The sequence below is a fragment of the Bradyrhizobium sp. 1200_D9_N1_1 genome (assembly GCF_052075915.1).
Lineage (GTDB): Bacteria > Pseudomonadota > Alphaproteobacteria > Rhizobiales > Xanthobacteraceae > Bradyrhizobium > Bradyrhizobium diazoefficiens.
This window is the reverse complement of sequence record NZ_CP197226.1, coordinates 1,421,240-1,446,851: the sequence shown is the minus strand read 5'-3', so window position 1 is coordinate 1,446,851 and position 25,612 is coordinate 1,421,240. Positions and strand designations below refer to the sequence as shown.

At 65.3% G+C, this 25,612-nt stretch carries 26 protein-coding genes; 9 read left to right on the top strand and 17 right to left on the bottom strand.

Translation table 11 applies throughout. The annotated features are described in order from the left end of the window. The first annotated feature begins 35 nt into the window (after positions 1–35). Positions 36–1,487: a glutamate synthase subunit beta gene (locus tag AB5K84_RS06905; protein ID WP_011090469.1), complete on the top strand. Its 1,452-nt coding sequence runs from the start codon at positions 36–38 to the stop codon at positions 1,485–1,487. Positions 1,488–1,664: 177 nt separating this feature from the next. Here the strand turns inward: AB5K84_RS06905 and AB5K84_RS06900 are convergent, their stop codons facing one another. Next, positions 1,665–3,407, bottom strand: a complete 1,743-nt coding sequence (locus tag AB5K84_RS06900) for an outer membrane beta-barrel protein (RefSeq protein WP_011090470.1) — start codon at positions 3,405–3,407, stop codon at positions 1,665–1,667. Positions 3,408–3,598: 191 nt separating this feature from the next. Here AB5K84_RS06900 and AB5K84_RS06895 point away from each other — a divergent pair, with 191 nt between their 5' ends. Further along, positions 3,599–4,606, top strand: a complete 1,008-nt coding sequence (locus tag AB5K84_RS06895; RefSeq protein ID WP_038966168.1) for a KpsF/GutQ family sugar-phosphate isomerase — start codon at positions 3,599–3,601, stop codon at positions 4,604–4,606. Between the two features lie 97 nt (positions 4,607–4,703). Here AB5K84_RS06895 and AB5K84_RS06890 read toward each other — a convergent pair whose 3' ends face one another. Continuing rightward, positions 4,704–5,255 carry a carboxymuconolactone decarboxylase family protein gene (locus tag AB5K84_RS06890; protein ID WP_011090472.1) on the bottom strand — a complete coding sequence of 184 codons (552 nt, stop codon included), beginning with the start codon at positions 5,253–5,255 and terminating at the stop codon, positions 4,704–4,706. Between the two features lie 72 nt (positions 5,256–5,327). Here AB5K84_RS06890 and AB5K84_RS06885 point away from each other — a divergent pair, with 72 nt between their 5' ends. Next, positions 5,328–5,654 carry a winged helix-turn-helix transcriptional regulator gene (locus AB5K84_RS06885; RefSeq protein ID WP_441232381.1) on the top strand — a complete coding sequence of 109 codons (327 nt, stop codon included), beginning with the start codon at positions 5,328–5,330 and terminating at the stop codon, positions 5,652–5,654. Between the two features lie 183 nt (positions 5,655–5,837). On the opposite strand, the gene AB5K84_RS06880 is transcribed toward AB5K84_RS06885, so the two are convergent. The 4 genes from AB5K84_RS06880 to hemH form a co-directional block, all read right to left on the bottom strand. Continuing rightward, positions 5,838–6,281 carry an NfeD family protein gene (locus AB5K84_RS06880; RefSeq protein WP_011090474.1) on the bottom strand — a complete coding sequence of 148 codons (444 nt, stop codon included), beginning with the start codon at positions 6,279–6,281 and terminating at the stop codon, positions 5,838–5,840. A 61-nt stretch (positions 6,282–6,342) separates the two neighbouring features. Further along, a complete protein-coding gene (locus AB5K84_RS06875; protein WP_011090475.1) occupies positions 6,343–7,347 on the bottom strand; it encodes an SPFH domain-containing protein in 1,005 nt (334 codons plus the stop codon). A 230-nt stretch (positions 7,348–7,577) separates the two neighbouring features. Next, positions 7,578–8,555, bottom strand: coding sequence for an ABC transporter substrate-binding protein (locus AB5K84_RS06870; protein ID WP_038966164.1), 978 nt, complete (start codon positions 8,553–8,555; stop codon positions 7,578–7,580). Between the two features lie 26 nt (positions 8,556–8,581). Next, the gene (gene hemH, locus AB5K84_RS06865; RefSeq protein ID WP_011090477.1) at positions 8,582–9,619 is read right to left on the bottom strand and encodes a ferrochelatase; all 1,038 of its coding nucleotides are present in this window, start codon (positions 9,617–9,619) and stop codon (positions 8,582–8,584) included. 82 nt (positions 9,620–9,701) lie between these two features. Here hemH and AB5K84_RS06860 point away from each other — a divergent pair, with 82 nt between their 5' ends. Further along, positions 9,702–10,100: an MAPEG family protein gene (locus AB5K84_RS06860; protein WP_011090478.1), complete on the top strand. Its 399-nt coding sequence runs from the start codon at positions 9,702–9,704 to the stop codon at positions 10,098–10,100. Between the two features lie 124 nt (positions 10,101–10,224). On the opposite strand, the gene AB5K84_RS06855 is transcribed toward AB5K84_RS06860, so the two are convergent. Genes AB5K84_RS06855 through AB5K84_RS06845 form a run of 3 tightly spaced genes read right to left on the bottom strand, consistent with a single transcriptional unit; the run spans position 10,225 to position 14,053 of the window. Further along, positions 10,225–11,343 (bottom strand): nickel/cobalt transporter, encoded by a 1,119-nt coding sequence (locus AB5K84_RS06855; protein WP_011090479.1) that lies wholly within the window; start codon positions 11,341–11,343, stop codon positions 10,225–10,227. Beyond that, a complete protein-coding gene (locus tag AB5K84_RS06850; protein ID WP_011090480.1) occupies positions 11,334–11,972 on the bottom strand; it encodes a DUF1007 family protein in 639 nt (212 codons plus the stop codon). Before AB5K84_RS06850 ends, AB5K84_RS06855 begins: the two co-directional genes overlap by 10 nt. Beyond that, a complete protein-coding gene (locus AB5K84_RS06845; protein ID WP_011090481.1) occupies positions 11,972–14,053 on the bottom strand; it encodes a M3 family metallopeptidase in 2,082 nt (693 codons plus the stop codon). The genes AB5K84_RS06850 and AB5K84_RS06845 overlap by 1 nt, the downstream gene beginning before the upstream one ends. A gap of 138 nt (positions 14,054–14,191) precedes the next feature. Here AB5K84_RS06845 and AB5K84_RS06840 point away from each other — a divergent pair, with 138 nt between their 5' ends. From AB5K84_RS06840 to AB5K84_RS06820, 5 genes are all read left to right on the top strand, one after another. Then, positions 14,192–14,443: a hypothetical protein gene (locus AB5K84_RS06840; RefSeq protein ID WP_011090482.1), complete on the top strand. Its 252-nt coding sequence runs from the start codon at positions 14,192–14,194 to the stop codon at positions 14,441–14,443. 675 nt (positions 14,444–15,118) lie between these two features. Then, entirely contained in the window at positions 15,119–16,261 is a 1,143-nt protein-coding gene (locus AB5K84_RS06835) for a type III PLP-dependent enzyme (RefSeq protein WP_011090484.1), read from the top strand. A gap of 132 nt (positions 16,262–16,393) precedes the next feature. Further along, entirely contained in the window at positions 16,394–16,981 is a 588-nt protein-coding gene (locus AB5K84_RS06830; RefSeq protein WP_011090485.1) for a GNAT family N-acetyltransferase, read from the top strand. A gap of 145 nt (positions 16,982–17,126) precedes the next feature. After that, a complete protein-coding gene (locus tag AB5K84_RS06825) occupies positions 17,127–17,516 on the top strand; it encodes a RidA family protein (RefSeq protein WP_011090486.1) in 390 nt (129 codons plus the stop codon). A 48-nt stretch (positions 17,517–17,564) separates the two neighbouring features. After that, complete coding sequence (locus AB5K84_RS06820; RefSeq protein WP_011090487.1) at positions 17,565–19,007, top strand: homospermidine synthase; 1,443 nt, start codon at positions 17,565–17,567, stop codon at positions 19,005–19,007. Between the two features lie 133 nt (positions 19,008–19,140). Here the strand turns inward: AB5K84_RS06820 and AB5K84_RS06815 are convergent, their stop codons facing one another. The 8 genes from AB5K84_RS06815 to AB5K84_RS06780 all read right to left on the bottom strand — a co-directional run bounded on the left by AB5K84_RS06815 (position 19,141) and on the right by AB5K84_RS06780 (position 25,611). Continuing rightward, positions 19,141–19,881: an acetoacetate decarboxylase gene (locus tag AB5K84_RS06815; protein ID WP_038966163.1), complete on the bottom strand. Its 741-nt coding sequence runs from the start codon at positions 19,879–19,881 to the stop codon at positions 19,141–19,143. Positions 19,882–19,996: 115 nt separating this feature from the next. Next, positions 19,997–20,329, bottom strand: coding sequence for a hypothetical protein (locus AB5K84_RS06810; RefSeq protein ID WP_038966167.1), 333 nt, complete (start codon positions 20,327–20,329; stop codon positions 19,997–19,999). Between the two features lie 60 nt (positions 20,330–20,389). Then, complete coding sequence (locus AB5K84_RS06805) at positions 20,390–21,001, bottom strand: hypothetical protein (protein WP_011090490.1); 612 nt, start codon at positions 20,999–21,001, stop codon at positions 20,390–20,392. 4 nt (positions 21,002–21,005) lie between these two features. After that, entirely contained in the window at positions 21,006–21,722 is a 717-nt protein-coding gene (locus tag AB5K84_RS06800; RefSeq protein WP_011090491.1) for an MgtC/SapB family protein, read from the bottom strand. 30 nt (positions 21,723–21,752) lie between these two features. Then, on the bottom strand, positions 21,753–22,772 hold the full coding sequence (locus tag AB5K84_RS06795) for a WD40 repeat domain-containing protein (RefSeq protein WP_063921554.1): 1,020 nt from the start codon (positions 22,770–22,772) through the stop codon (positions 21,753–21,755). Continuing rightward, positions 22,772–23,818 (bottom strand): CobW family GTP-binding protein, encoded by a 1,047-nt coding sequence (locus AB5K84_RS06790; protein ID WP_011090493.1) that lies wholly within the window; start codon positions 23,816–23,818, stop codon positions 22,772–22,774. Before AB5K84_RS06790 ends, AB5K84_RS06795 begins: the two co-directional genes overlap by 1 nt. A 54-nt stretch (positions 23,819–23,872) precedes the next feature. Continuing rightward, on the bottom strand, positions 23,873–24,736 hold the full coding sequence (locus tag AB5K84_RS06785) for a metal ABC transporter substrate-binding protein (protein ID WP_038966160.1): 864 nt from the start codon (positions 24,734–24,736) through the stop codon (positions 23,873–23,875). A gap of 5 nt (positions 24,737–24,741) precedes the next feature. Continuing rightward, positions 24,742–25,611 carry a metal ABC transporter permease gene (locus tag AB5K84_RS06780; protein ID WP_011090495.1) on the bottom strand — a complete coding sequence of 290 codons (870 nt, stop codon included), beginning with the start codon at positions 25,609–25,611 and terminating at the stop codon, positions 24,742–24,744. Position 25,612 lies beyond the last annotated feature (1 nt).

Sequence of the window (25,612 nt, the reverse complement as noted above, 5' to 3'; positions counted from 1 at the left end):
GCAAACAAACCTAAGCGGCAGGGACTTCGGGTTTAATGGGCAAGATCACGGGTTTTCTGGAAATCGAACGGCACGACCGCAAGTACACCCCGGTCGCCGAGCGCGTGAAGCATTTTCACGAGTTCGTCGTTCCCTTGACCGAGAGGGAAACGCGCGACCAGGCCGCGCGCTGTATGAACTGCGGCATTCCCTATTGCCACGGCACAGGCTCGGTCGCGCCCGGCACGCCGGGCTGCCCGGTCAACAACCAGATCCCCGATTTCAACGACCTCGTCTATCAGGGCAACTGGGAAGAGGCCTCGCGCAACCTGCACTCGACCAACAATTTCCCGGAGTTCACCGGGCGCATCTGCCCCGCGCCGTGCGAAGCGTCCTGCACGCTCAACATCGACGACAACCCGGTCACCATCAAGACGATCGAATGCGCGATCGTCGACCGCGCCTGGGACAATGGCTGGCTGAAGCCGGAAGTCGCCTCCGTCAAGACCGGCAAGAAGGTCGCAGTGATCGGCTCTGGACCCGCCGGCATGGCCTGCGCGCAGCAGCTCGCGCGCGCCGGCCACGACGTGCACCTGTTCGAGAAGTTCGCCAAGGCCGGCGGCTTGCTCCGTTACGGCATCCCCGACTTCAAGATGGAGAAGGGCATCATCGACCGCCGCGTCAAGCAGATGGAAGGCGAAGGCGTCACCTTCCACTACAACAGCCATGTCGGCGCTGACGGCAATGTCGATCCGCGCGAGATGCTCAACGAGTATGACGCCGTGGCGCTGACCGGCGGCGCGGAAGCCCCGCGCGACCTGCCGATCCCCGGCCGCGATCTCCAAGGCATCCACTACGCCATGGACTTCCTGCCGCAGCAGAATCGCCGCGTCTCCGAGGAGCCGCTGAACGGCGTCACCGAGATTTTGGCCGGCGGCAAGCATGTCGTCGTCATCGGCGGCGGCGACACCGGAAGCGACTGCATCGGCACCTCGCTGCGCCAGGGCGCGCTGTCCGTGACCCAGCTCGAGATCATGCCCGCCCCGCCCGAGCGCGAGAACAAGGGCCTGACCTGGCCGAACTGGCCGCTGAAGATGCGCACCTCCTCCAGCCAGGCCGAAGGCGCGATCCGCGAATTCGCCGTGCTGACCCAGAAGTTTTCCGGCGAGAACGGCCAGGTCAAGAAGCTGCACTGCGTGCGCGTCGACGACAAGTTCAAGCCGATTGCCGGCACCGAGTTCGAGCTGGATGCCGAGCTCGTCCTGCTCGCCATGGGTTTCGTCCACCCCGTGCATGAGGGCCTGCTCAAGCTGCTCTCGGTCGAGCTCGACCCCCGCGGCAACGTCAAGGCCAACACGCTCGACTACCAGACCTCGCGTCCGAACGTGTTCACCGCCGGCGACATGCGGCGTGGGCAATCGCTGGTGGTCTGGGCGATCCGTGAGGGCCGGCTGTGTGCAAGGTCGATTGATACGTTCTTGATGGGGAAGACGGATCTGCCGCGGTAGGTTCGCCGCTCGCCGGTCATTCCGGGGCGCGCGAAGCGCGAGCCCGGAATCCATTTATCCACGCCCCCTGACGCCCGATGGATTCCGGGTTCGCGCCAAATGGCGCGCCCCGGAATGACGAGCGGAGAGAGCCGTGCTCTCGCGCCTCATCTCACTCCAGACGCGTGCTGACAGGCGTCAATTCTGCAGCCTCACCCCCAGCATCACCACCGTGCCCTGCGAGCTCGAGGTCGGCTGGTTCGAATCCAGGATGTCGTGGCGCAGCGTGCCCTTGATCCAGATGTTGCGATTGAGCTTGTAGATCAGGTTGCCTTCGAGCGAGTAGGTTTTGTCGTTACGACCCTGGTTCTGGTAATCGTAGGTGCCGTAGGTGAACTTGCCGACCGCGGTGAGCCAGCGGCGGAAGTCGTGATCGACTTCGACCCCGTAGGTGTGCACCAGCACGCCGGAGGAGCCGGGGACCGTGGTCTCCGCGATCTGCGTGTCGGTGGCGAATTTCACCGTGGTCAGGCCGCTCGCGTTCCAGATCAGCGAGCCCGAGGTGAGGAAGCCCGAGAGCTGACTGAGGCGCGGGTCGACATAGTTGCGCGCAGAATAGCCGACCGAGACCTCGCCGGTGAGGATGCGCGAGAACTCGAAGGACGAGCCGACCTTGGCATAGCCGCCGTTTGAATCGCGGAAGTAGCCGTTGCGGTCGGCGGCCTGGTCGTGGACGCGGGTGTCGCCCTGGATCTCGACGAACGGCTTCAGGCCCGGCTTGAGCTCGTAGGAGAAGCGGCCGACCCCGCCGTACTGGTTGAAGTCGCGATCGTTGTTGCTGAAGGTCGAGCCGTCGGTGAGCTTTGAATCCGTGTAGGCGGTGCGATCCACGGTGGCGCCGGCGGCGACCTGGAAGCGGTTGAAGGTCTGGTCGAAGCCGATGGTCGTGCCATAGGTCGCATAGACCGGATATTTCTGGAGGCCGGCCTGCACGTTCGGGCTGCCGGGATTGTCGGTGGCGAGCCGCAGGCGCAGTTGCGAGGTCAGCTTGAGATCGCGGTCGACGTCGATGCGGCCGTCGACATGACCGGTGAAATCGGGCCGGTCGATCTCGACCGGCGAGGGCGAGGCGAAGCCGTCGATCGTCGCCGGCATGTTGTTGGTGTAGCCCGAGAACGAGCCGCGCAAATCGGCGACCAGCGCGTGGCGCTCCCAGTCGGACGCCACGAGGAGGTCGGGCGCGACGACGTAGACCGGCGAGCCGACCGGCTTGTTCAGACGCGCCGGGTTGGTGTCATAGCCGGCGGAGAGCTCGAGCCCGCCCTTGATCAGGAAGCTGCCGGCATAATCGCCGACCGCGCCGAACGCGTCGTCATCGGCCTTGAGGCGGCGGCGCAGCGGCTGGCCGGGCACGCTGCCGGCCATCGCCGGCGGCACCGGCACCTTGTGCGCGGTCTCCGACGGCGGCGGCGCGATGCGCGGCGGGCCGAGCGTCCTGTCCGGCGTTGCCGGCGGCACCGGCGAGCCGGGTCCGACCGGGCGCTTCGGTTTCGGCTGCCCGGGATAGAGCTTGGGCTGCTGCCGCTTGCGGTTGAGCGAGTCGTAACCCGAGCCGCTGGCGCCGTTGGCGGCCGGCAGGCCGTAGGTCGGCACCTGGCCGACGCGCGAGGTCGCCGGCGTCTGCTGGCGCTTGCGCGGGTCGGCATTGGGATCGGGCAGCGCCGGCAGCGCGTCCGAGGGCGCCTGCGGCACGCCCGCCGTGCGGCGCGTCGGCAGTGTCTCAGGCGCGGCGAAGCCGCCGCGGTTGGGATTGAACAGGTCAGGCGTGAGGCTCTGGGCGGCGACTGGGCCGCTTTGCAGGGCCGTCAGCGCAAGACACGGCAAAGCCGCGCGCAGGAAATGCGCGCGTTTGCTCCGGCCCATGCCTGGAGACGACCCCACGATGGAATTACCCCAACGAAATCAAATACTTTCGCGACGGTTCCCGCCGGCTGGCAGAAACCATCGTTAATGGAGTTAAAACAATTATGGTTAATGACCCGTTGAGGGTCGGGGCGGCCGCGTCGCCTCATACGCCGAGGCGTGCTAAGCAGGCACCAACGGGCCATCGCCCCTCCTCCCTGGACCTGAACATGCCGAGTTCGAAACCGCTGATGACCCAATCATCCGGCCCCATTCCCGCCAGCGTCGAATCCGCGCTCCGCACCCTGGAGACAGAGAGCGGCGGCATCAACGCGCTCGCCGCCGCCCTGCGCGGCCCGCTGGGTGCGACCTTCGCCAAGGCGGTCGACATGATCCGGCAGGCCAAGGGTCGCGTCATCGTCACCGGGCTCGGCAAGTCAGGTCATATGGGGCGCAAGATCGCCGCGACGCTGGCCTCGACCGGCACGCCCGCCTTCTTCGTTCACACCGCTGAAGCCGCCCATGGCGACCTCGGCATGATCACCGCGGACGACGTCATCATGGCGCTGTCCTGGTCCGGCGAGCAGCCGGAGATGAAGACCCTCGTGAACTATTCGGCGCGCTTTGCGATCCCCATGATCGCGGTGACGTCGAACGCGGCGTCCTCGTTGGGGCAAGCCGCCGACCTCGTGATCGAGCTGCCGAAGGCGCGCGAGGCCTGCCCGCACAATCTGGCGCCGACCACCTCGACGCTGATGCAGGCTGCGATCGGCGATGCGCTCGCGATCGCGCTGCTCGAAGGCCGCGGCTTCACCGCGCTGGAGTTCGCGCATTTCCATCCCGGCGGCAAGCTCGGCGCGATGCTGAAATTCGTCCGCGACTACATGCGCACCGGCGCGGAGATCCCGGTCAAGCCTGAAGGCACCAAGATGTCGGAGGCCGTGGTCGAGATGTCGGCCAAGGGACTGGGCTGCGTCTGCATCGTCAACGACGCGAATGAGGCCGTCGGCATCATCACCGACGGCGATCTGCGCCGTCACATGCGTCCCGACCTGCTGACAGTGTCGGTCGACGACATCATGACCAGGCAGCCCAAGTCCGTGCCGCCCTCGATGCTCGCCACCGAGATGATCGAGGTGCTGAACACCCGCAAAATCACGACGCTGCTGGTGACCGAGGCGGGCAAGGTCGTGGGCATCGTGCATTTGCACGATCTGCTGCGCGCGGGCGTGGCGTAGCTTCAAGCACAGTCATTCCGGGGCGATGCGAAGCATCGAACCCGGAATCTCGAGATTCCGGGTTCACGCTTCGCGTGCCCCGGAATGACAGCGAGGGCTACGCCGGAAACTGCGCCGCCTTTTCCTCCAGCGGCAGCCGCAAGCCGTTCGCCAGATACGACACCGTGCGATAGAAGCCGCACAGCAGCATGATCTCCAGAATCTGCGCCTCGTCGTAATGCGCCGCGAGCGCGGCGAATTCCGCGTCGGTGAACGTCGAGCGGTGATGCAGCGCATCGACGGCGGCAATCAGCGCCTGCTCGTCCAGTGACCAGCAGGCTGATGTCGCATCGCCCTCTACGGTCGCGCGGACCTCCTCCTCCGTGAGGCGCGCCGGCCCGGCAAAGACCGCGACATGCACACCCCATTCGTATTCGCATTTGCTCAGCGCGCAGGTGCGGTCGATCACGATCTCGCGCTGGCGCAGGGACAGCGGCCCGGGATCGAGCAGCCCGCCGGCGCGAAACTTGTCCCAGGCGCGGCCGTGGCCCGCCATCACCCGGAACAGCACCAGCGGCGGCGCGCCGCGCATGATGCGGTCGAACTGCGCCTGGATCTCCGGGGGATAAGGCGGCGCGAGCGGCGCAATGCGCGGTGTGGCCCGGGACATCGGCCGTCTCCGTTGCTACAATTATCGTAGCGATACGCTACACTATCTGTAGCGCGACGCAAGAGGACGACGATGGCGAAACAGGCCGGTTCGACAACACGCAACGTCCGCGGCTCGCGCACCGGACGGCCGATCATGGCGCTGCTCGACCTGCTCGGCCGGCGCTGGACCTTGCGTATCCTGTGGGAGTTGCGCGAGGAGCCCCTCACCTCCCGCGCATTGCGCATGGCGTGCGACGAGGCTTCGCCCACGGTGCTGCAAGCGCGGCTGGACGATTTGCGCGAGGCGGGGTTCGTGGAGCTCGGCGAAGGCGGAGGCTATGGGCTGACGCCGCTCGGGCGGGACTTGTGCGAGACGTTCATGCCGCTGCACAGATTCGCGGAGAGGTGGAGGAGGTAGAATCGGAACATCTGCCGCGCGCTCCAATCTTCCTTCTCCCCTTGTGGGAGAAGGTGGCGCGAAGCGCCGGATGAGGGGTTTTCTCCGCAAACTCAGCGCTGCGTTGGAGGAGGGAGACCCCTCACCCGTCTCGCCGCTACGCGGCGAGCCCCCTCTCCCACAAGGGGAGAGGGGAAGAGAAAACTACGCCACCGCTACCGTCAGATTCACGCCGTCCACCTGCACCACCTTCACGCGCGTCCCGGCCGGCGTATCGGGACCTGCGACGCGCCAGACCGTGTCGCCGATGCGCATGGTGCCGTTGCCGTCGACGATCGGCTTCTCCAGCGTGAACTCACGGCCGAGCAGCGCCTCGGTGCGCTTGTTGAGGAAGGGGCTTGCGCTTGCATCGGGCCTCGGCCGGGCGAGCCGCCGCCACACCGGCACGGCGGCGGCAGCGAAGATCGCGAACATCACGAGCTGAGTCTGCCAGGACAGATGAACGGCGAACGAGATCAGGCCCACCAGCAAAGCGGCGAGCCCGAGCCAGAACAGGAATACGCCCGGTGCGATCGTCTCCAGCGCCATCAGGATGAAGGCAAAGATCAGCCAGTTCCAGGTGCCGAGCGATACGAACGTGTCGGTCATGATACGACCTCTGAATATTGACGCATGCCGTTTTCAAAAGAACCGCGTCATGCGCCGGTGACTATCCCTGCCGCGGCGGCACCGCCGGCGGCGTACTGCCGGTCGGAGGCACAGAGCCCGGGCGGCGAGCAGCGGCAGCCGCAGACGCCGCGCTTTCGCCGAACGTTGCTTTCGCGATCTCGCCGATGCCGGCGAGCGAGCCGAGCATGCTGGTGGCTTCGATCGGCAGCATGATGATCTTCTGGTTCGGCGAGTCCGCGAACTGGCCGAACGCCTTGATATATTTGTCGGCGATAAAATAGTTCAACGCCGCGACGTCGCCCTTGGCGATGGCTTCACTGACCATCTGCGTCGCCTTGGCCTCGGCCTCCGCGGACCGCTCGCGGGCCTCGGCGTCGCGGAACGCGGCTTCCTTGCGGCCCTCGGCCTGGAGGATCTGGCCCTGCTTGGCGCCTTCCGCGCGCAGGATCTCCGACTGTCGCTGGCCTTCGGCGGCCAGAATGTCGGCGCGCTTGACGCGCTCCGCCTTCATCTGGCGGCCCATCGCCTCGACGAGATCGGCGGGCGGCACGATGTCCTTGATCTCGATGCGGTTGACCTTCAGGCCCCAGGGCGAGACCGCCGCATCGACGACGCGCAACAGGCGCTCGTTGATCTCGTCGCGATGCGACAGCACCTGGTCGAGATCCATCGCGCCCATCACCGAGCGGATGTTGGTCATGGTCAGGACCGTGATGGCCTGGGTCAGGTTGGAGACCTCGTAGCTCGCCTTGGCGGCGTCGAACACCTGGTAGAAGGCGACGCCGTCCACCGTCACGGTGGCGTTGTCCTTGGTGATCACCTCCTGCTCGGGAATGTCGATCACCTGCTCCATCATGTTGATCTTGCGCCCGACGCGATCGAAATAGGGCACGATCAGGTTGAGCCCGGGGCTCAGCGTCTGGGTGTACTTGCCGAACCGCTCGATGGTCCAGTCATAGCCCTGCGGGACGGTCTTCACGCCGGCAATCAGCGTGACGATGACGAGCAAAACCAGAACAATCGCGAAAATGTCGAAACCGCTCATATTTCCTCCAAGGCGGGAAAAAGCCCTTTCCCGCGCTGTCATTGGTCGGGAACGCGACCTTACTGGTTCAGCGGTTACGATTCACGTCGGCATTCGGACGATTCTGCACAAGACGAACTCGGGGGGAAACGGTCATGATATGTATTTCCGAAAGGCTCTTGAAAGCGTCCGGGCGCAGACCTAACGGCGAAAGTTAACGAATCCGGACATGTCGTCCGTCACGGACGACTTTATTCGATGACGTCGTTCGCGGTTGCGAGCAAGCCTGGGGGAATGGTGACGCCAAGCGCCTTGGCGGCCTTGAGGTTGACCGCGAGCTCGAACTTGGTGGGGTTCTGCACCGGCAGGTCGGCTGCCTGCGCGCCCTTCAGGATGCGATCGATGTAGCCCGCGGCACGGCGGAGCTGCTCGGCGCTGTCGGTGCTGTAGGACATCAGCCCGCCCTCGTCGACGAAGGTGCGGCTCCAGAACACCGCAGGCACGCGCGCCTCTCTGACCGCCGCGAGCAGATGCGCGCGGTTGGCCATGGTGAAGAAGTCCGGCAGGATCAGCAGGCCGCCGTCTTTGCGCGAGGCCAGCGCCGCGATCGAGGCTGCGTCATGGACCGGCGCGGGCTCGACCGTCACGTGAAGCGTCCGTGCGGCGTCCTCGATCGTGCGCAGCATGAGGGCAGCGAACGGCGCGGTGGCGGGATTGTAGACGACGAAGACGCGGGACACTTTCGGCGTCACTTGCGTCAGCATCTCCAGCCATTTGCCGGCCAGCGGGCCGTCGTAATCGGTGAAGCCGGTGATGTTGCCGCCGGGATGGGCGAGGTTCTGGACGAAGCCCTGGCTGACGGGATCGGTGACCACGGCGAACACGATCGGGATCATCGCGGTGCGCCGGCGCAGCTCTTCGACCGAGGGCGTGCCGACCGCGAGCAGGATGTCGGGCTTGAGCGCGATCAGCTCGTCGGCGAGCCCGGCGATCCGCGCCCGGTCGCCGGCGCCGCTGCGCCAGTCGATCCTGAGATTGCCGTGCTCTTTCCAGCCATGGGCGGCGAGCGCCTCGACCAGGATGGCGCTGCGCGTCTGCCCGATCGCATCGTCGGCGGCCGTGACCGAGAGCACGCCGAGCCGCCGCGTCGCATTCGCCTGCTGCGCCTGTGCCGAAGCCGGCAGCACGACGATCGTCCCAAGAAGCGCCAGACACGCGCGGCGGTTCAAGGGGCGAACCATCAGATCCAGGCTCACTATATCCAGCCCTGGAGCTCGCGCAGCACCAGGGTGCGGATCACGTCCATGCCGGGTTCGCTGTCGTTGAGGCAGGGGATCGCGGAAAACTGCTCGCCGCCATTGTGCTTGAAGATCTCGGCATTCTCCTGCGCGATCTCCTCCAGCGTCTCCAGGCAGTCAGCGGCAAAACCCGGCGTCACCACCGCGATGCGGCGCACGCCCTCTTTCGCGAGCCGCTCCATCGTCTTGTCGGTGTAGGGCTGGAGCCACTCGTCATTGCCGAAGCGCGACTGGAAGGTCAGCAGCAATTTTGATGCGTCCACGCCGAGCCGGCGGCGCAGCGCCTCGGTCGTGGCGATGCAATGCTCCTGATAGGGATCGCCCTTGTCGACATAGGATTTCGGCATGCCGTGGAAGGAGGCGACGATCAGCTCCGGCTTGAACGGCAGGGTTGCCAGATGCGTCTCGATCGAGACGGCGAGCGCCTCGATATAGGCCTCGTCCTCGTAGTACGGCGGCGTCACCCGCAGCGTCGGCTGCGCACGCAGGCGGGCGAGCACGCGGAACACCTCGTCGCAGACGGTCGCCGAGGTCGAGGCGGAATATTGCGGATAAAGCGGGACCGCGAGGATGCGGTCGCATCCCTCCGCGATCAGCGCGTCGATGCCCGACTTGATCGAGGGATTGCCGTAGCGCATCGCCCAGTCCACCACGACATGATCGCGATCCGACAGCGCGGCGGCGAGCTTGTCGCTTTGCGACCGCGTGATGGTCTTCAGTGGCGACTCGTTCTTCTCGTTGTTCCAGATCTTCTGGTAGTCGAGCGCCTTGGTGCGGGGACGGCTGCGCAGGATGATCCCGTTCAGCACCACCTTCCAGACCAGGCCCTGGTCCTCGATGACCCGGGCGTCCGAGAGGAATTCCTTGAGATAGACCCGCACCCCCGGCGCATCGGCCGTATCGGGCGTGCCGAGATTGACCAGGAGCACGCCGACCCGCTTCTGGCCGGACTGGACGGTTGGCTGTGTGGTCTCGTTGGGAGCGGCGGTCGACATGATCAGTTGCGTCGCGCGTTGCACCGAACTTGTCAAGATGAGCCCGGTTTCGCTAGGGTCGCACCCAAGCGGGGGAGGGAAGATGACACTCGCGGAATGGTGCGTATTCGGAGCGCTGCTGCTCTACCTTGCGACGATCGCCTCGATCAAATGGATCCGGTTTCGCGGGTTCGACAATTCCCGGCCGCGCGATCCCGCCTTCTATGAGGACGCCATCGCGCAGCGCGCGCTCGGCGCCCACCAGAACGGCATCGAGACCTTTCCGTTCTTCGCCTTCGCGGTGCTGCTCGCCGAATTCAGGGACTCGCCGCAGCGGCTGATCGACGAGCTCGCGGTGCTGTTCCTGATCGTGCGGATCGCCTACGTGCTGACCTATCTCGGCAACCGCCCGACGCTGCGCTCGATCCTCTGGAGCATCGGCTTTGCGATCAATCTCGTGATCTTCTTCATGCCGATGCTGAAGCGGTTCTTGCCGGTGTGAGGGGCGCGCGCCCTTCAACCCGTCATCCTGAGGTGCGAGCCCCGCGGTGCAAAGCACCGTGAGGTGAGCCTCGAAGGATGACGGTGATAGTTGATCGTAGCCCGGATGGAGCGAAGTGCTCCGGTCAAAAACACGTCGTCCGTTCGGCGGCGATGTAGCCGAACAACAGGCCGACGCCGAACAGCAGCACGAGACCTGCGGCACCGAATTCGATGCCGCGCATGAACAGCGCGCCGCCGCCGTCACGCCCTGCGCTCAGGCGGGCGGCAATGTCCTTGGCGGAGACGGCGACGACGGCAATGGCCGCGACCGTGATCGCGGTGCCGAGCCCCATCAGGAAGGTCGCGGCGATGCCGGCCCAGAACAGGCCCTGGGCCAGCGCGAACACCAGCACCAGGATCGCACCCGAGCAAGGGCGGATGCCGACGGTCAGGATCGCGGCGAACCCGCGCCGCCAGCCACCGGGGCCGGCCAGCTCGCTCGGCGCCGGGCCGTGGGAATGGCCGCAATGCTCGTCGTGGACGTGGTCGTGCCCGTGATCGTGATGGGCGTGACCATGATCATGGTGATCGTGATCATGATGATCATGCGCCTCACGATGGTGGTGATGGCCGTGATCATGGTGCTGCGGCACGCCTGCGATCGCCGGCACCGGCTGGGTCGCCTGAAGCGCGCGGATGAAGGCGCCGCCTTTGACCCAGACCAGCCGCAGGCCGAACAGCGCGATCAGGCCATAGCTCGCGATCTCGATCATGCCTTCGGCCTTGCACATGGTCTTGGCCGTCGCATTCAGGATCCAGGCCGAGATGCCGACGATCAGGATCGCGACCACCGACTGCATCAGGGCCGAGGCAAACGAGAGCGCGATCCCGCGCCGCGCGGTCTCGCGGTTGGCGACGAGATAGGAGGCGATCACCGCCTTGCCGTGGCCGGGGCCGGCGGCATGGAAGATGCCATAGGCAAATGAGATGAAGAGCAGCGTCCACACCGCCGAACCGTCGGACTTGGCGGCGCGGATGGTCGCCGACATCTGGCGATAGAATTCCGACTGTTTTGCCAATAGCCAGCCTATGAGGCCGCTGGCCTCGGGCTCGGCCGCCGGCGCGGGTTTCGGTGCGCCGAACGGATTTTGCGCGAGGAGATCGTGAAGCGCGGCATCGGCCACGCCGAGCACGAGGACAACCGCAGCACCGGCGAGCAGCCCGCGGGCAAGCGGCGAATGCAGGCTACCGGTCAAGGGCAATCCACCGTGATCTTGTTGGCGAACATCATGCCGAAATTGCTGTTCTCGCCGTTCAGGAAGGTCTGCTCGTTGAGCTTCTGGGCGGTGGCCGAGCCGTCGTTCGGCCGGTCCAGCTTCATCTGGCAGCCGGCGGGCGCGCCGACCAGCTTGACCGGATTGTCCTTGGCCATCTGGAAGTCGATGAAGAAGGAACGGTCGAACACTTCGAGCACCAGTTGCTTGGGCTTGACCGGGTTCTTCAGCGGCAGCGTGAAGTGCAGGGTCAGCACCGTATCCTTGTAGTCGAGGAAGTAGTCGACCGGCTCCTGGAATCGCTCCTTCTTGCCGTCCGCTCGCGCGAAGGTGAAGTAGGCATATTCCTTCAGCGACTCGACATTGGTCTGCGCCAGCGGCCCGAGCTCCTCGCGCGTATAGGCGCCCTTGGTCTTGCTCTCGAGCCCCTGCACCGCATAGGCCGAGAACATGTCGTCGAAGGTCCAGGCGTGGCGCACGCCGGTGATGCTGCCGTCCGCGGCGTAAAGCAGCTCGCTGGTCGCGGTGATCCAGACATGCGGATGCGCGCGCGCCGCACCCGCCGCGAGCGTGAGGACGGCGGCGAGCAACAGGCCGAGCAGGGCGCGCATACCCATCAGGCCGCCCTGGCGTCGTCGAGCAGGCCGCGGCGGCGGAGCAGTGCGTCGGGCTCCGGCGGGCGGCCGCGGAAGGCCTCATAGGCGGCCTCCGGATCGACCGATCCGCCCGAGGAGTAGATGTCGTCATGCAGACGTTTTGCGACGGCTGGATCGAAGATGTCGCCGGCCTCCTCGAACGCGCCGAAGGCGTCGGCGTCCATCACCTCCGACCACATATAGCTGTAATATCCGGCGGCATAGTGGTCGCCGGTGAAGATGTGACCGAACTGCGTGGGCCGATGACGCAGCGCGATCTCCTCGGGCATGCCGATCTTCTCCAGCTCCTTCTTCTCGAAGGCCCGTACATCGCTGGCCGCCGCGGCCGGCTGGGTGTGGAATTCGAGGTCCACCAGCGCCGAGGAGACGAACTCGACCGTGGCAAAGCCCTGGTTGAATTTTCGCGCGGCGAGGAAGCGCTGGAGCAGGTCGTCCGGCAGCGGCTCGCCGGTCTGGTAGTGGCGGGCGAATTGCTGGAGCACCTCGGGCCGTTCCTGCCAGTGCTCGTAGAGCTGCGACGGCAGCTCGACGAAGTCGGTGAACACGGAGGTGCCCGACAGCGATGGATAGGTCACGTTGGACAGCATGCCGTGCAGGCCGTGGCCGAACTCGTGGAACAGGGTGCGGGCGTCGTCAGGCGACAGCAGCGAGGGCTCGCCGCCGGCCCCCTTGGCAAAATTGCAGATATTGAGAACGAGCGGCGCGACGTCGCCGTCGAGCTTCTGCTGGTCGCGCAGCGAGGTCATCCAGGCGCCGGAGCGCTTCGACGGCCGGGCGAAGTAGTCGCCATAGAACAGCGCCTTGTGCTTGCCGTCCCGCCCCTTCACCTCCCAGACCCGGACGTCCGGGTGCCAGACCGGCACGTCCTTGCGCTCCTCGAAGGTGATGCCGAACAGGCGCGTGGCGCAGTCGAAGGCGGCGGCGATCATGTGGTCGAGCGCGAGATACGGCTTGATCGCAGCGTCGTCGAAATTGGCCCGCTGAAGACGGAGCTTTTCGGCGTAGAAGCGCCAGTCCCACGGCGCGAGCTTGAAATTGCCGCCCTCTTCCGTGATCAGCGTCTGCATCTCGTCGCGATCGGCGAGCGCCCGGGCGCGCGCCGGCTTCCAGACCCGCTCGAGCAGCCCCCGCACCGCTTCCGGCGTCTTGGCCATGGAGTCCTCGAGCCGGTAGGCGGCGTAGGTCGGATAGCCCAGCAGGTTCGCGCTCTCCTCGCGCAGCTTCAGGATCTCGACGATGGTCGTATTGTTGTCGTTGGCGTTGCCGTTGTCGCCGCGCGCAGTGAAGGCCTTGTAGACCTTCTCGCGCAGGTCGCGCCGGGCCGAACTCTTCAGGAACGATTCGACCGAGGAACGTGACAGCGTGACGATAGCCTTGCCGGCGATGCCGCGCTCTTCCGCCGCAGCCTTGGCACTGGCGACGAAGCTCTCCGGCAGGCCCTGGCGGTCGGCTTCCCCTAACTCCATGAACCATTCCTGCTCGTCGCCGAGCAGATGATGGCTGAAGCCGGTGCCGAGCTGGGCGAGCCTCTCGTTGATCTCGGCCATCCGCGTCTTGGCCTCCTCGGAGAGGCCGGCGCCGGCGCGGTGGAAGCGGGTATAGGTGCGCTCCAGCAGGCGGAGCTGTTCGGGCGAAAGACCCAGATTGGCGCGGTTCTCGTGCAGCTGGGCGATGCGACCAAACAGCACGGCGTTCATCATGATCGGATTCCAGTGCCGCGCCATCCGCAAGGAAACCTCCTTGTCGATCTCCAGGATGGCCGGGTTGGAATGCGCCGAGACGAGGTCATAGAACACCGCCGCCACCTTGCTCAGCAGCTTGCCCGAGCGCTCCAGCGCCGTGATGGTGTTGGCGAAGTCGGGCGCGGCCGGGTCGTTGGTGATCGCCGCGATCTCGGCGGAATGGTCGGCGAAGGCCTGCTCGAAGGCCGGCAGGAAGTGCTCCGGCGTGATCTCGTCGAAGGGCGGGGTCGCGAACGGCGTCACCCAGGCCTTCAGCAGCGGGTTGGTCTCTGGGTCCGTAGTTTGGCGGGTTTCTGACATCGCAAGTCCCGGTTTTCGAGCTGGTTTGTTGCGGCCAGCTATAGCACGCGATCGGGCTTTTTTGGGCCATTTGGCCTTGCTCCCGCCCGCCTTTTCGGAGAGATTGCGGCCCTCGAAGACTAGGGATCCCTGAGCCCCATGAACGCGCCTTCCTCTTCCCGCCAGATCGTCTGGCCCAGCGTCATCACCGTCATCAGCGCCGCCATCCTGATCGGCGCGGAGGTGTTCGGCGCGGCCTTTGCCGGCGGCTGGGCGCTCGCGATCCTGTTCGGTTTAGGCGATCAGGGCGCGCACATCCTCCAGGCCGTGCTGTTCGCACTCGGCGTGCTGGTGATGACCGCGTTCGTCCGCGCCGCGCAGCGCGTCGAGCCCTTCACGAAGCGCGGCTGACGCTCGCTCGCGCGCGCGAGACACGCGCGCAGGCTTGAAAACTTAACGCACGTTCATCTTCCGCGTCGCTCGCGCAACACTGCGCAAGCAGATGTTAGGCAAATCTGTTCTCAGCCTAAAAAAATTGTTGCGAAGCAGAGTCAAAACGCTTATGTGCGCTCTTGCCCAATTTCGCACGTGCCTGTGGTCGTGTGTCAGTCGGTAGGTATCCGGACAAGAGGCCGGACAGCCGCCAAGGGGTGAAGAAGCCGAGGGGCTCTTCGGAAGTGCGGAAGTCAAAAGACCGAAAGGTCGGACGACGAAGCAAACCCGGAGCGTCCAGCATCTCTCTCAAGAGATGCCATGTCGAAGGTGACTTCACTCTTTGCAACCGTGACTGGCAGCCGGAGGCGAACCGGCGCACCCCGCTCTCAACGGGGGACGCGACTTAAAGCAACGACGGATCGGGCTTTTTTGGTCTCTACCGGCAGTCCAACGCCGGCGCGGGCTACTGAAAAGGCTTGTCCTTCATTGCCAGGTGTGCGGGCGGGAAATTCCCAACCAATCCACGGCAGCACAGTCTGGTTTGAGTCTTTTGGCTTCGTTGCGCCTCCATCGCGCAATCCGGCCAGAGCGCTCTTATCCGACGTCATTTTTTGAACGGATCCCCGTCGCTGGGCCGTTTGGGAGAGTGCTATGACCGAACGTATTCAGGAATTCCTGCGCAATCGCCGCAGCGAGGGCCGGGACACCGAGCCGTGCCTCGTCGTCGACCTCGAGGTCGTGCGCGACAATTACCAGACCTTTTCCAAGGCGCTGCCCGACAGCCGCGTGTTCTATGCCGTCAAGGCGAACCCGGCGCCGGAAGTGCTGGCCCTGCTCGCCTCCATGGGCTCCTGCTTCGACACCGCGACCGTCGCCGAGATCGAGATGGCGCTGGCCGCTGGCGCTACGCCCGACCGCATCTCCTTCGGCAACACGATCAAGAAGGAGCGCGACATCGCGCGCGCCTTCGCGCTCGGCATTCGGCTGTTCGCGGTCGATTGCGCCGCCGAGGTCGAGAAGATCGCCCGTGCCGCTCCCGGCGCGAAGGTGTTCTGCCGCATCCTCTATGACTGCGCCGGCGCCGAGTGGCCGCTGTCGCGCAAGTTCGGCTGCGACCCGGAGATGGCCGTCGACGTGCTGGACGTCGCCAAGCGCCTGGGCCTGGAGCCGTGCGGCATCTCCTTCCATGTCGGCTCGCAGCAGCGCAAGGTGAAGGCGTGGGACCGTGCGCTGGCGATGGCCTCGCAGGTGTTCCGCGACTGTGCCGAGCGCGGCATCAACCTCTCCATGGTCAACATGGGCGGCGGCTTCCCGACCAAGTACCTGAAGGACGTGCCGCCGGTGGTGACCTACGGCCGCTCGATCTTCCGCGCGCTGCGCAAGCACTTCGGCAACCAGATCCCGGAGACCATCATCGAGCCGGGCCGCGGCATGGTGGGCAACGCCGGCATCATCGAGTCCGAGGTCGTGCTCATCTCGAAGAAGAGCGACGAGGACGAGGTGCGCTGGGTCTATCTCGACATCGGCAAGTTCGGCGGCCTGGCCGAGACCATGGACGAGTCGATCCGCTACGCCATCCGTACCGCCCATGACGGCGCGGACATGACGCCGTGCGTGCTCGCGGGACCCACCTGCGACAGCGCCGACGTGCTGTACGAGAAGAACCCGTATCCGCTACCGGTGACGCTCGAGATCGGCGACAAGGTGCTGATCGAAGGCACCGGGGCCTATACGTCGACCTACTCGTCGGTGGCGTTCAACGGCATCCCGCCGCTGAAGACCTACCACATCTGATCCGCCTCTCTGTCTGAGGCCTGACGAACCCGGGAGCCGGCTTGCCGGCTCCTCCCTCACATTTCTGATTTCTGACGACGTCTTGAGCCGGCGTGCTGATCGCATGTCGGTTCAAGCGGGGACTGACGCGCCATGACTGCTTTTCGGAAGCCACAAGTCGCCCTCACTTCGAAAGCCGCTCCGTTCGCGATCCGTGCGGAGCGTGCTGCCGACGTCGCCGCCCGTGAAGCGCTGCTCGATGCCAGCTTTGGCGAGAACCGCCATGGCCGCACCTGCCAGCGCCTGCGCGACGGACGTGCACCTGCCTCAGGCCTTGCCCTGTCGGCTGTGCGCGAGGGGACACTCGTGGGAACCGTGCGGCTGTGGCACGTCAGCGCCGGAGGCAGGCCCGCTCTGGTCCTCGGACCGCTGGCGGTGGACCCTGCCTGCCGCGAGCTCGGGATCGGCGCCGCGCTGATGCAACAAGCGCTGGCCGCCGCCCGGGCGCGCGGGCATGCCGCCGTGATCCTGCTTGGCGATGCCCCCTACTATGCGCGTTTCGGCTTCTCGGCCGAGAGGACCGGCGCACTGATGCTGCCCGGCCCGTTCGAGCGAGACCGCCTGCTGGCGATCGAATTCCAGGCCGGTGCGCTGGATGGCGCCGAGGGGATGATCGTCCCGACCGGCGCGGCCCTGGCCAAACGGAGGGTGGTTCGCCCCCTCCAGGCGCACGCGGCCTAAGGGATTGCCATGATGGCGACGACCGAAGCTGCAGTGAGCAGCAACGCCCGGTCGCGCCCGCGCCAAGCTCACTTCCTTTGGGGTTGCGCAGGCCCCGGAAACACCCTTTAACCCCGCGAAACACCTCTTTCAGTCGAGACCGAACATGTCCCGTCGCCTGATCTCCACCGGCTCCCCGTTCGAGAAGACCGCCGGCTACAGCCGCGCCGTGGTCGACGGCGACTTCGCCTTCGTCGCGGGAACCACCGGCTATGACTACACCACGATGACGATGCCGGCCGATGTCACGAGCCAGTCACGCAACTGCTTCAAGACCATCGAAGCTGCCCTGAAGGAGGGCGGTTTCGAGATGGCCGACATCGTCCGCGTGACCTACTACCTCACCGACATCAAGGATGCAGACGCGCACTTTGCCGTTTGCGGCGAAGTCCTCGGCGACATCCGCCCAGCGGCAACGCTCCTCGTCGTCTCGGCGCTCTACAAGCCCGAGATGAAGGTCGAGATCGAAGCGACCGCCAAGCGCCGCAGCGCCTGATCCACCCCTCACCCTTTGTCCGTCAGCACGTTCCGGAGAAACCATCCCATGAGCCCCGCCTCGCAGATCTACGCGAAGATCACTGGTCCCATCGTCATGGTCGGCTTCGGCTCCATCGGCAAAGGCACGCTGCCGCTGATCGAGCGGCATCTCGACTACGACAAGTCGCGCGTCACCGTGATCGATCCCAAGGACGAGGGCCGCAAGGCACATTGCGAGAAGCACAATGTCCGCTTCATCCAGAAGGGCGTGACCAAGGACAATTACCGCGAGTTGCTGACCCCGCTGCTCACCGAGGGCGGCGGCCAGGGCTTTTGCGTCAATCTCTCGGTCGATACCGGCTCGACCGACATCATGGAGCTCTGCAACGAGCTCGGCGCTCTTTATATCGATACCGTCAACGAGCCCTGGCTCGGCTTCTATTTCGATTCGTCGAAGGGCCCGGAAGCGCGCTCCAACTACGCCCTGCGCGAAGTGACGCTGGCCGCCAAGAAGGCGCGCCCGGCGGGCTCGACCACGGCCGTCTCCTGCTGCGGCGCCAATCCCGGCATGGTGTCCTTCTTCGTCAAGCAGGCGCTGCTCAATGTCGCCGCCGACCTGAAGCTCAATGCCCCCAAGCCGAAGACCAAGGCCGAATGGGCGGACCTGATGCGGCAGGCCGGCATCAAGGGCATCCACATCGCCGAACGCGACACCCAGCGCTCCAAGAAGCCGAAAGAGCCTGACGTCTTCGTCAACACCTGGTCGGTGGAAGGCTTCCTGTCGGAAGGCGTGCAGCCGTCCGAGCTCGGCTGGGGCACCCATGAAAAATGGATGCCCGAGAATGCGCGGACCCACGAAGCCGGCTGCGGCGCCGCCATCTATCTGATGCAGCCCGGCGCCAACACGCGCGTGCGCACCTGGTGCCCGACCCGCGGCGCGCAGTACGGCTTCCTCGTCACCCACAACGAGTCGATCTCGATCGCCGATTACTTCACGGTGCGTGACGCCTCGGGCAAGGCGGTCTATCGGCCGACCTGCCACTACGCCTATCATCCGGCTGACGATGCCGTGCTGTCGCTGCATGAGATGTTCGGCCGCGCCGCGAAGATGCAGGAAAAGCACCACATCCTCGATGAGAACGAAATCGTCGACGGCATCGACGAGCTCGGCGTGCTGCTGTTCGGCCATGACAACAATGCCTACTGGTACGGCTCGCAGCTCTCCATCGAGGAGACCCGCAAACTGGCGCCCTATCAGAACGCCACCGGCCTGCAAGTGACCTCCGCCGTGCTCGGCGGCATGGTGTGGGCGCTGGAAAACCCGAACGAGGGCATCGTCGAAGCCGACGAGATGGATTTCGATCGCCTGCTGGAAATCCAGCTGCCCTATCTCGGCCCGGTGAAGGGTTTCTACACCGACTGGACGCCGCTGACGGACCGTCCAGGACTGTTTCCGGAAGATATCGATACCAGCGATCCCTGGCAGTTCCGGAATATTCTGGTGCGTTGACCCCGAAGGGGTCATCCCGGGATGCGCGCCAGGCGCGCAGACCCGGGATCTCGAAGTTCCTAGCAAGAGATTCTCAGGTGCGCGAGTGCGCACCATAGTTCATCGCTGGCGCGATGCCCCGGAATGACGTTCGTTACTTGGCCATGTAATCGAACGCCACGCTGCCGAGCCCGAGCGTCAGGTCCGCTTTGAAATGCAGCGCCGAGATCACCTCGCGCACCGGCAGGCGGGCGACGTCGCAGAGTGCGTGGGGAAACAGGCCGAGTGCGGCAGGGCCAGTCCACGCTTCCTTCAGCACGACGTCATCGAGATGAAAGCGCACCAGCTCGCAGATCCGCGGGCTGCCGTCGACATGCGGGATGATCTTCAGGATGAAGTTCGGCGACGCCATCGACTTCAGCACCGTGTCGTGGTCGACCTTGTGGTGCTTGTAACCCATCGTGGCCGAAGCGCAGAGTACCGAGCCGTAATGCAGCGAGCCGACCAGGACGTCGCTCTCGACCTCGATCTTGGGCCTCGCGAGCTTCTTCGGAAAGCCCCACAACTCGCGGCCGCCGGCGATCGGGGCCTCGTCGTCCAGATACATCGCGTGGGTGTAGCCGCCCTCCTCGCCCTTGAAGCGGACCGGGATCACCTGCCCGGTTTCGGTGTAGTCGCCGAATCCGGTCGAGTCTGGCATGCGAATGAATTCGTATTTCACCAACGGCTCCGCCACCTCAAGCGGCTCGGGCACGATGGTGGCGAGGGCTTCGGGATCGGTCCTGTAGGTGATGATGAAATACTCGCGGTCGAAGAAGCGATATGGCCCCGGCGGAAATGCCGGATTGGTGAGCGGCATCGAATAAGCGGTGCGGCGGACGTCTTCGATCTTCATGGGAGGCCCCATCTGTCGTTGGCGTGACGGATTATGGATCGGGCCGCCTGCCGATGCGAGATCGTATAATTAGCATCGGTCGTCAAATGCGCGTCACAATATGCCGGCCGTCGGGCTACTTCTCCCTGATCGGCGGCGCGATCTTCTCCGCGGGCGCCGCCGGCAGTGCCGGCTTGGTGGCTGCGCCTTGCGTCTTCGGATCGGGGCGCGCGGGCTCGGGCGCCGGTGTGGTCGGCCGGTCTCCGCCGGGCTTTGATTCAGCCGGAGTCTTGCTCTGATCGTCGGACGGCGTGCCCTGGAGCGGCCCTGTCGCCTGCGCCGTCTGCATCCGGCTCTCGGCGCGGATTTGCGCCAGCGACAGGCCTGACACCACGACGCCGGCAGCAAACAGCGAACAGGCGATCATCAGGTCGATTTTCAGTCTGCGCTTGTCATATTGGCCGGGCATGTCGATCACCGCCTTTGTCCGCGGGATCAACGAAATTGGAGCGCACCGGTTCCGCCGCGGCTAGCGAGCCGCCGGGAACTGAAACTGACGGGGAACCCCAAGCGGATCTTCGATTGTGAGCGTGGCGTTAGTCCCGTCGTCAGCGATGGCGATCTTCGGCGCGGGCTCTTTGTACCAGTAAATCCAATTTGACGCGCTCCATCTTACTCCCGGCCAATCCGCGCTGACCATGTCCCGTTCAAGCAAGCGATCGCCCGACTTGGAAAAAACAACGAGTTGGCACGGATTCCAAAGCATGATGTGCGAAAGCCCGACAACGTATTTCAGATTGGGCGAAATCCAGATGTATGTCAGTGCCGGAACGGGGCGGCGAAATAACTCTGTACCGGTCGTGGTGTCGTGCAAGCGCAGATAGGAATAGTCATTGTCCGCGGTGAAGGGGTCTCTTGTCGAAGAGATCATCTTCCAGCGTGATTTTTCGCTACTATAGCCCCAATCGTGATGATGTTCGGCGCGAAGCGTCCCCGCCTCAGCCGAGATATCGACGACGCCCTCATAGCCGATTCTGTCGGCATGCGCCGGAGCGATGAACGGCACAACTGACGAGAGCGCAATCCGCAGGATTGCTAGGCGGCACAATCGCATAAACAGTCCGCGAGCCTGTTCGGCCATGCCCTCAGTCCGTTGTGCTGACTTCCCAGGTGGCGTGGCGCACGCCCGGCAGGTGCTGAAGATCGGTCGCCACCGCGTTCAGCTCGTTCGGATCGACCGCGGTCGCGACCAGCTTTGCGACGATCTCGATCAGATCGTCCCCGGTCTCGACCACGTCGATATCGGCCACCGGATATTTTGCGCCCTCGAGCTTCTCGACCAGCCGGTCGCGCATGTCGGGCAAGGCATCCGCCGCCACCGCGAGCTTGAAATAGTAGGTCGCCTCCGAAGTCTTCTCGTTCAGCGGAATGCGGTTGATGGCGTTGACCAGCGGGCGCAGCATGGTGTTGCCGGCGATGACGAACACGGTCAGCGCGGCCGCCTGCGCGACCATGTCGGCGCCGGCGCAGGAGCCGACCGCGGCCGAGGCCCACAGCGTCGCCGCGGTGTTGAGCCCGCGCACGTCCATGCCCTGCTTCATGATAACGCCGGCGCCGAGGAAGCCGATGCCGGAGACGACGTAGGAGATCACGCGCACCGCGCCGTCGGCCCCGGTCAGGTGCATGGCGAGATCGACGAAGGCGGCCGCACCCACCGCGACCAGCACGTTGGTGCGCAGGCCCGCGGTGCGCTGGCGATACTGCCGCTCGGCGCCGATCAGCGTGCCCAGCACGAAGGCCGTGAACAGGCTGACCAGCGTGTCGGCGAAATCAGCAATCTGGAACGTCGTCAGAAACCGCATGGCCCCCTATACGGCCGGAACGATGACAGTTCAAAGCTCCAGCAGGCCGCCGTCCCCATTTTCATCCGCAAACGCCAGCAGCGTGCCCTTGGCGTTCCAGGCGAGCGCCGCCACCGGCGGTGTGCCATTGCGGCGGACCAGGATCTCGGCGCCGTCCTCCAGCCGCACCATCAGCACGGTGCCGTCGCTGTAACCGGCGGCGAGGATGTCGTTCTTGGGATGGCAGGCGACGACCGAGACGCGCGCCTGCAGCGGCGCGAGCATCGCGGGCTCCTTGCCCATCGGGCCGTCCTTGCTGCCGAACGGCCACAGGATGACGGTATCGGCGCCCGAGGTCGCAAGCGCCTTGCCGCCCGCGCTCCAGGACATCGAGCGAACGCGGCCGGGATAGCCGGTCATGCGCATGTGGCGGTTATCGGCCAGCCGCCAGCCGTGCAGCGCCGGTTCGTGCATCGCGGTGACCAGGAATTTGTTGTCCGGGCTGAAGGTCACCGCGTGATGCGAGCCGGCCCAGGGCAGGAATTCGGCTGATGCCGCCATGTTCGGAAACCACAGCGTCGCGCCGTTGTAATGCGCAATCGCGAGCCGAAGGCCCTTCGGCGCGAACGCAAGCCCGCCGACGGTCGAGGGCACCTCGAGCGACTTCTCCTCGGTCTTGCCGCTCTTGACGGTCGCCGTCTTGCCGGCGGACCAGGCGAAGGCCCCGTCCGCGTGCAGCGCCACCGCGTCGATCCAGCGGCGCTTGGGGTCGGTGGCGAGCAACGTCACCTCGCCCTTGGCATCGAGCGACACGACCTTGCCGTCGTCGCCGCCCATGACGAGGCGCTTGCCGTCGGACGCGGTCGAGAGAATGCCGCCGCCGTGGACGGCGACGGTGGTGATCTCGCCCTGGCTATCGACGAACGCGACGTTCTCCTCGCCGCCGACGAAGGCGGCGCGGTCACCGAGGAAATGCACCGACGTCACGCCCATGCCGAGCGCGACCGGCTTGACGCGGTCGGTGACGGAGACGATCGAGGCGGAATCGGGGGCGGGCGTAAACTCTTTCATCACGAGACGATGCAGCTCTCAAAACCCTTGCGGATGGCCTCTTCCGGCAATTCGCGGCCGATGAAGACGAGGCGGCTCTCGCGCGGCTCGCCGTCCTTCCATTTCCGCTGGTGGTTACCCTCCAGCATCATATGGACGCCCTGGAAGACGTAGCGGTCATCGTCGTCGTGGAAGGCGAGTATGCCCTTGGAGCGCAGGATCTTGCCGCCCTCGACCTGCACCAGGTTCTGGAGCCAGGGCATGAACATGTTCGGGTCGAGCGGCTTGTCGGTCTTGAGCGACAGCGATTGCATGTCCTCGTCGTGATAGTGCTTCAGGCCGTGGCCGTGATCGTGGTGATGATGGTCGTGGCCGTGGTGGTGATGATCATGGTCGTGGTCGTGATCGTCGGCCTCCAAAAAGTCCGGCTCGATGTCGAGGATGCGGTCGAGGTCGAACGCGCCGCGGTCGAGCACGTCGGCCAGCGCCACCGAGCAGCGCTCGGTGCGGTGGAGTTTCGCATAGGGGTTGATGGCGCGGATGCGGGCCTCGACCTCGGCGAGCTCACCCTTGGTGACGAGATCGGTCTTGTTCAGCACGATGACGTCGGCAAAGGCGATCTGGTTCTTGGCCTCGGGCGCGTCCTTCAGACGGTCGGACAGCCATTTGGCGTCGGCAACCGTCACCACCGCGTCGAGGCGCGCGTTCTTCTGCACGTCCTCGTCGACAAAGAAGGTCTGGGCCACCGGCGCCGGATCGGCAAGGCCCGTGGTCTCGACGATGATGGCGTCGAACTTGCCCTTGCGCTTCATCAGCCCGTCCATGATGCGCACGAGGTCGCCGCGCACGGTGCAGCAGATGCAGCCATTGTTCATCTCGAACACTTCCTCATCGGCGCCGATGATGAGGTCGTTGTCGATGCCTATCTCGCCGAACTCGTTGACGATGACGGCGTATTTCTTGCCGTGGTTTTCCGAAAGGATGCGGTTCAAAAGCGTTGTCTTGCCGGCGCCGAGATAGCCGGTCAGGACGGTCACGGGAATTTTCTGGGAGGTCGCTTCAGACATAACTACTCCGGGGTCGGGCTCTTTCGCGCGACGCGAGGCGGGGTGGCCCCTGCCCTAGTGGTCAAGCGCGCTGGTCAGGGCCTTTATATTGTGCCTGACCATGTCAATGTAAGTGGGTGCGGACCCCTTTTCACCCGTCAAACCGTCCGAAATCAAGGTCCCGCCGACCTTTGCCCCGGTCTCGGCCGCGATCCGCCGGATCAGGCGGTCGTCGCTGATATTCTCCAAGAATACCGCCGGGATCTTCTGGCCTTTGATCTGGCCAATGATGGCGGCGATGTCCCGCGCGCTGGGCTCGGTTTCGGTGGAGACGCCGAGCGGCGCGATGAACTGGATACCGTATTCGGCAGCGAAATAGCCGAAGGCGTCATGGGTGGAGATCACCTTGCGCCGCTCGGGCGGAATTTTCGCAACGGCCTCGCGCACCTCGCGGTCGAGCGTTTCGAGCTTTTCCAGATAGGCCTTGGCCTGGGCGCGGAAGAACTCCGCGTCCTCGGGATCGGCCGCGGCCAGCGCGTTGGCGATATCCGTCACGTAAACCTTGGCGTTGGGGACGGACTGCCAGGCATGCGGATCGGCAGCCGAGCCAAGCTTCAGGGGCGCGATGCCGGCGCTGGCGGTGACGACCGTTGCCTTGCTGCCGGAGGATTGCACGAGGCGCGGCAGCCAGCCCTCGAGGCCGAGCCCATTGACGACAACGAACTTTGCGTCCGCGATCCGCTTCGCATCGCTTGGCGCCGGTGTGTAGACATGGACGTCGCTGTCGGGGCCGACCAGCGTGGTGACGCTGACCCGGTCTCCACCGACGTTGCGGACGAAGTCGCCGAGGATCGAGAAGCTGGCGACGACGTTGAGCCGTTCCGCGGCATGCAGCGGCGAGGCGGTCAGCAGCAAGGCAAGGAGCAGAAGGAAGCGCATTGCGGTCACGCTTCCAGATGCCGGCCGGGAAACAGTTGCCGGACGATACCGCCGACACGGCCGAACAGCACCGAGACGATGTAGAGCACGGTCGCGACCAGAATGATAGCAGGGCCCGACGGCACGCGGGTCTGGAACGACAGCACGAGGCCGGCATAGCCCGAGACTGCGGCGGCGACGACCGCGATGCAGATCATCGCCGTGAGATCGCGCGACCAGAACCGCGCGATGCCGGCCGGCAGGATCATCAGCCCCACCGCGAGCAGCGTGCCGAGCGCCTGAAAGCCGTTGACGAGGTTGATCACGACGAGCGCGAGGAAAGCGAGATGCGCAGGCCCCCCGGCCCGGCTGACAGTGCGCAGGAACAGCGGATCGACACTCTCGATCACCAGCGGGCGGTAGATCACGGCGAGCACCAGCAGCGTCACCGTGGCGTTGAAGGCGACCACCAGCAGCGTCTGGTCGTCCATCGCGAGGATGTTGCCGAACAGCACGTGCAGCAGGTCGATATTGGTGCCCTTGATCGAGACGATGGTCACCCCCAGCGCCAGCGAGGCCAGGTAGAAGGTCGCGAGCGACGCGTCCTCCTTCAGCCCGGTCGAGCGCGCGACCACACCGGCGAGGATCGCGACCGCAAAGCCCGCGAACAGGCCGCCGGCCGTCATTGCAAACAGATTGAGACCGGAGAGCAGGAAGCCGACCGCCGCGCCCGGCAGGATCGCATGCGCCATGGCATCGCCGACGAGGCTCATCCGTCGCAGCATCAGGAATACGCCGATCGGCGCGCCCGCGAGCGACAGCGCGATCACGGCGGCAAGCGCGCGCCGCATGAACTCAAATTCGGTGAACGGACCGATCAGCGCGTCATGGAGCATT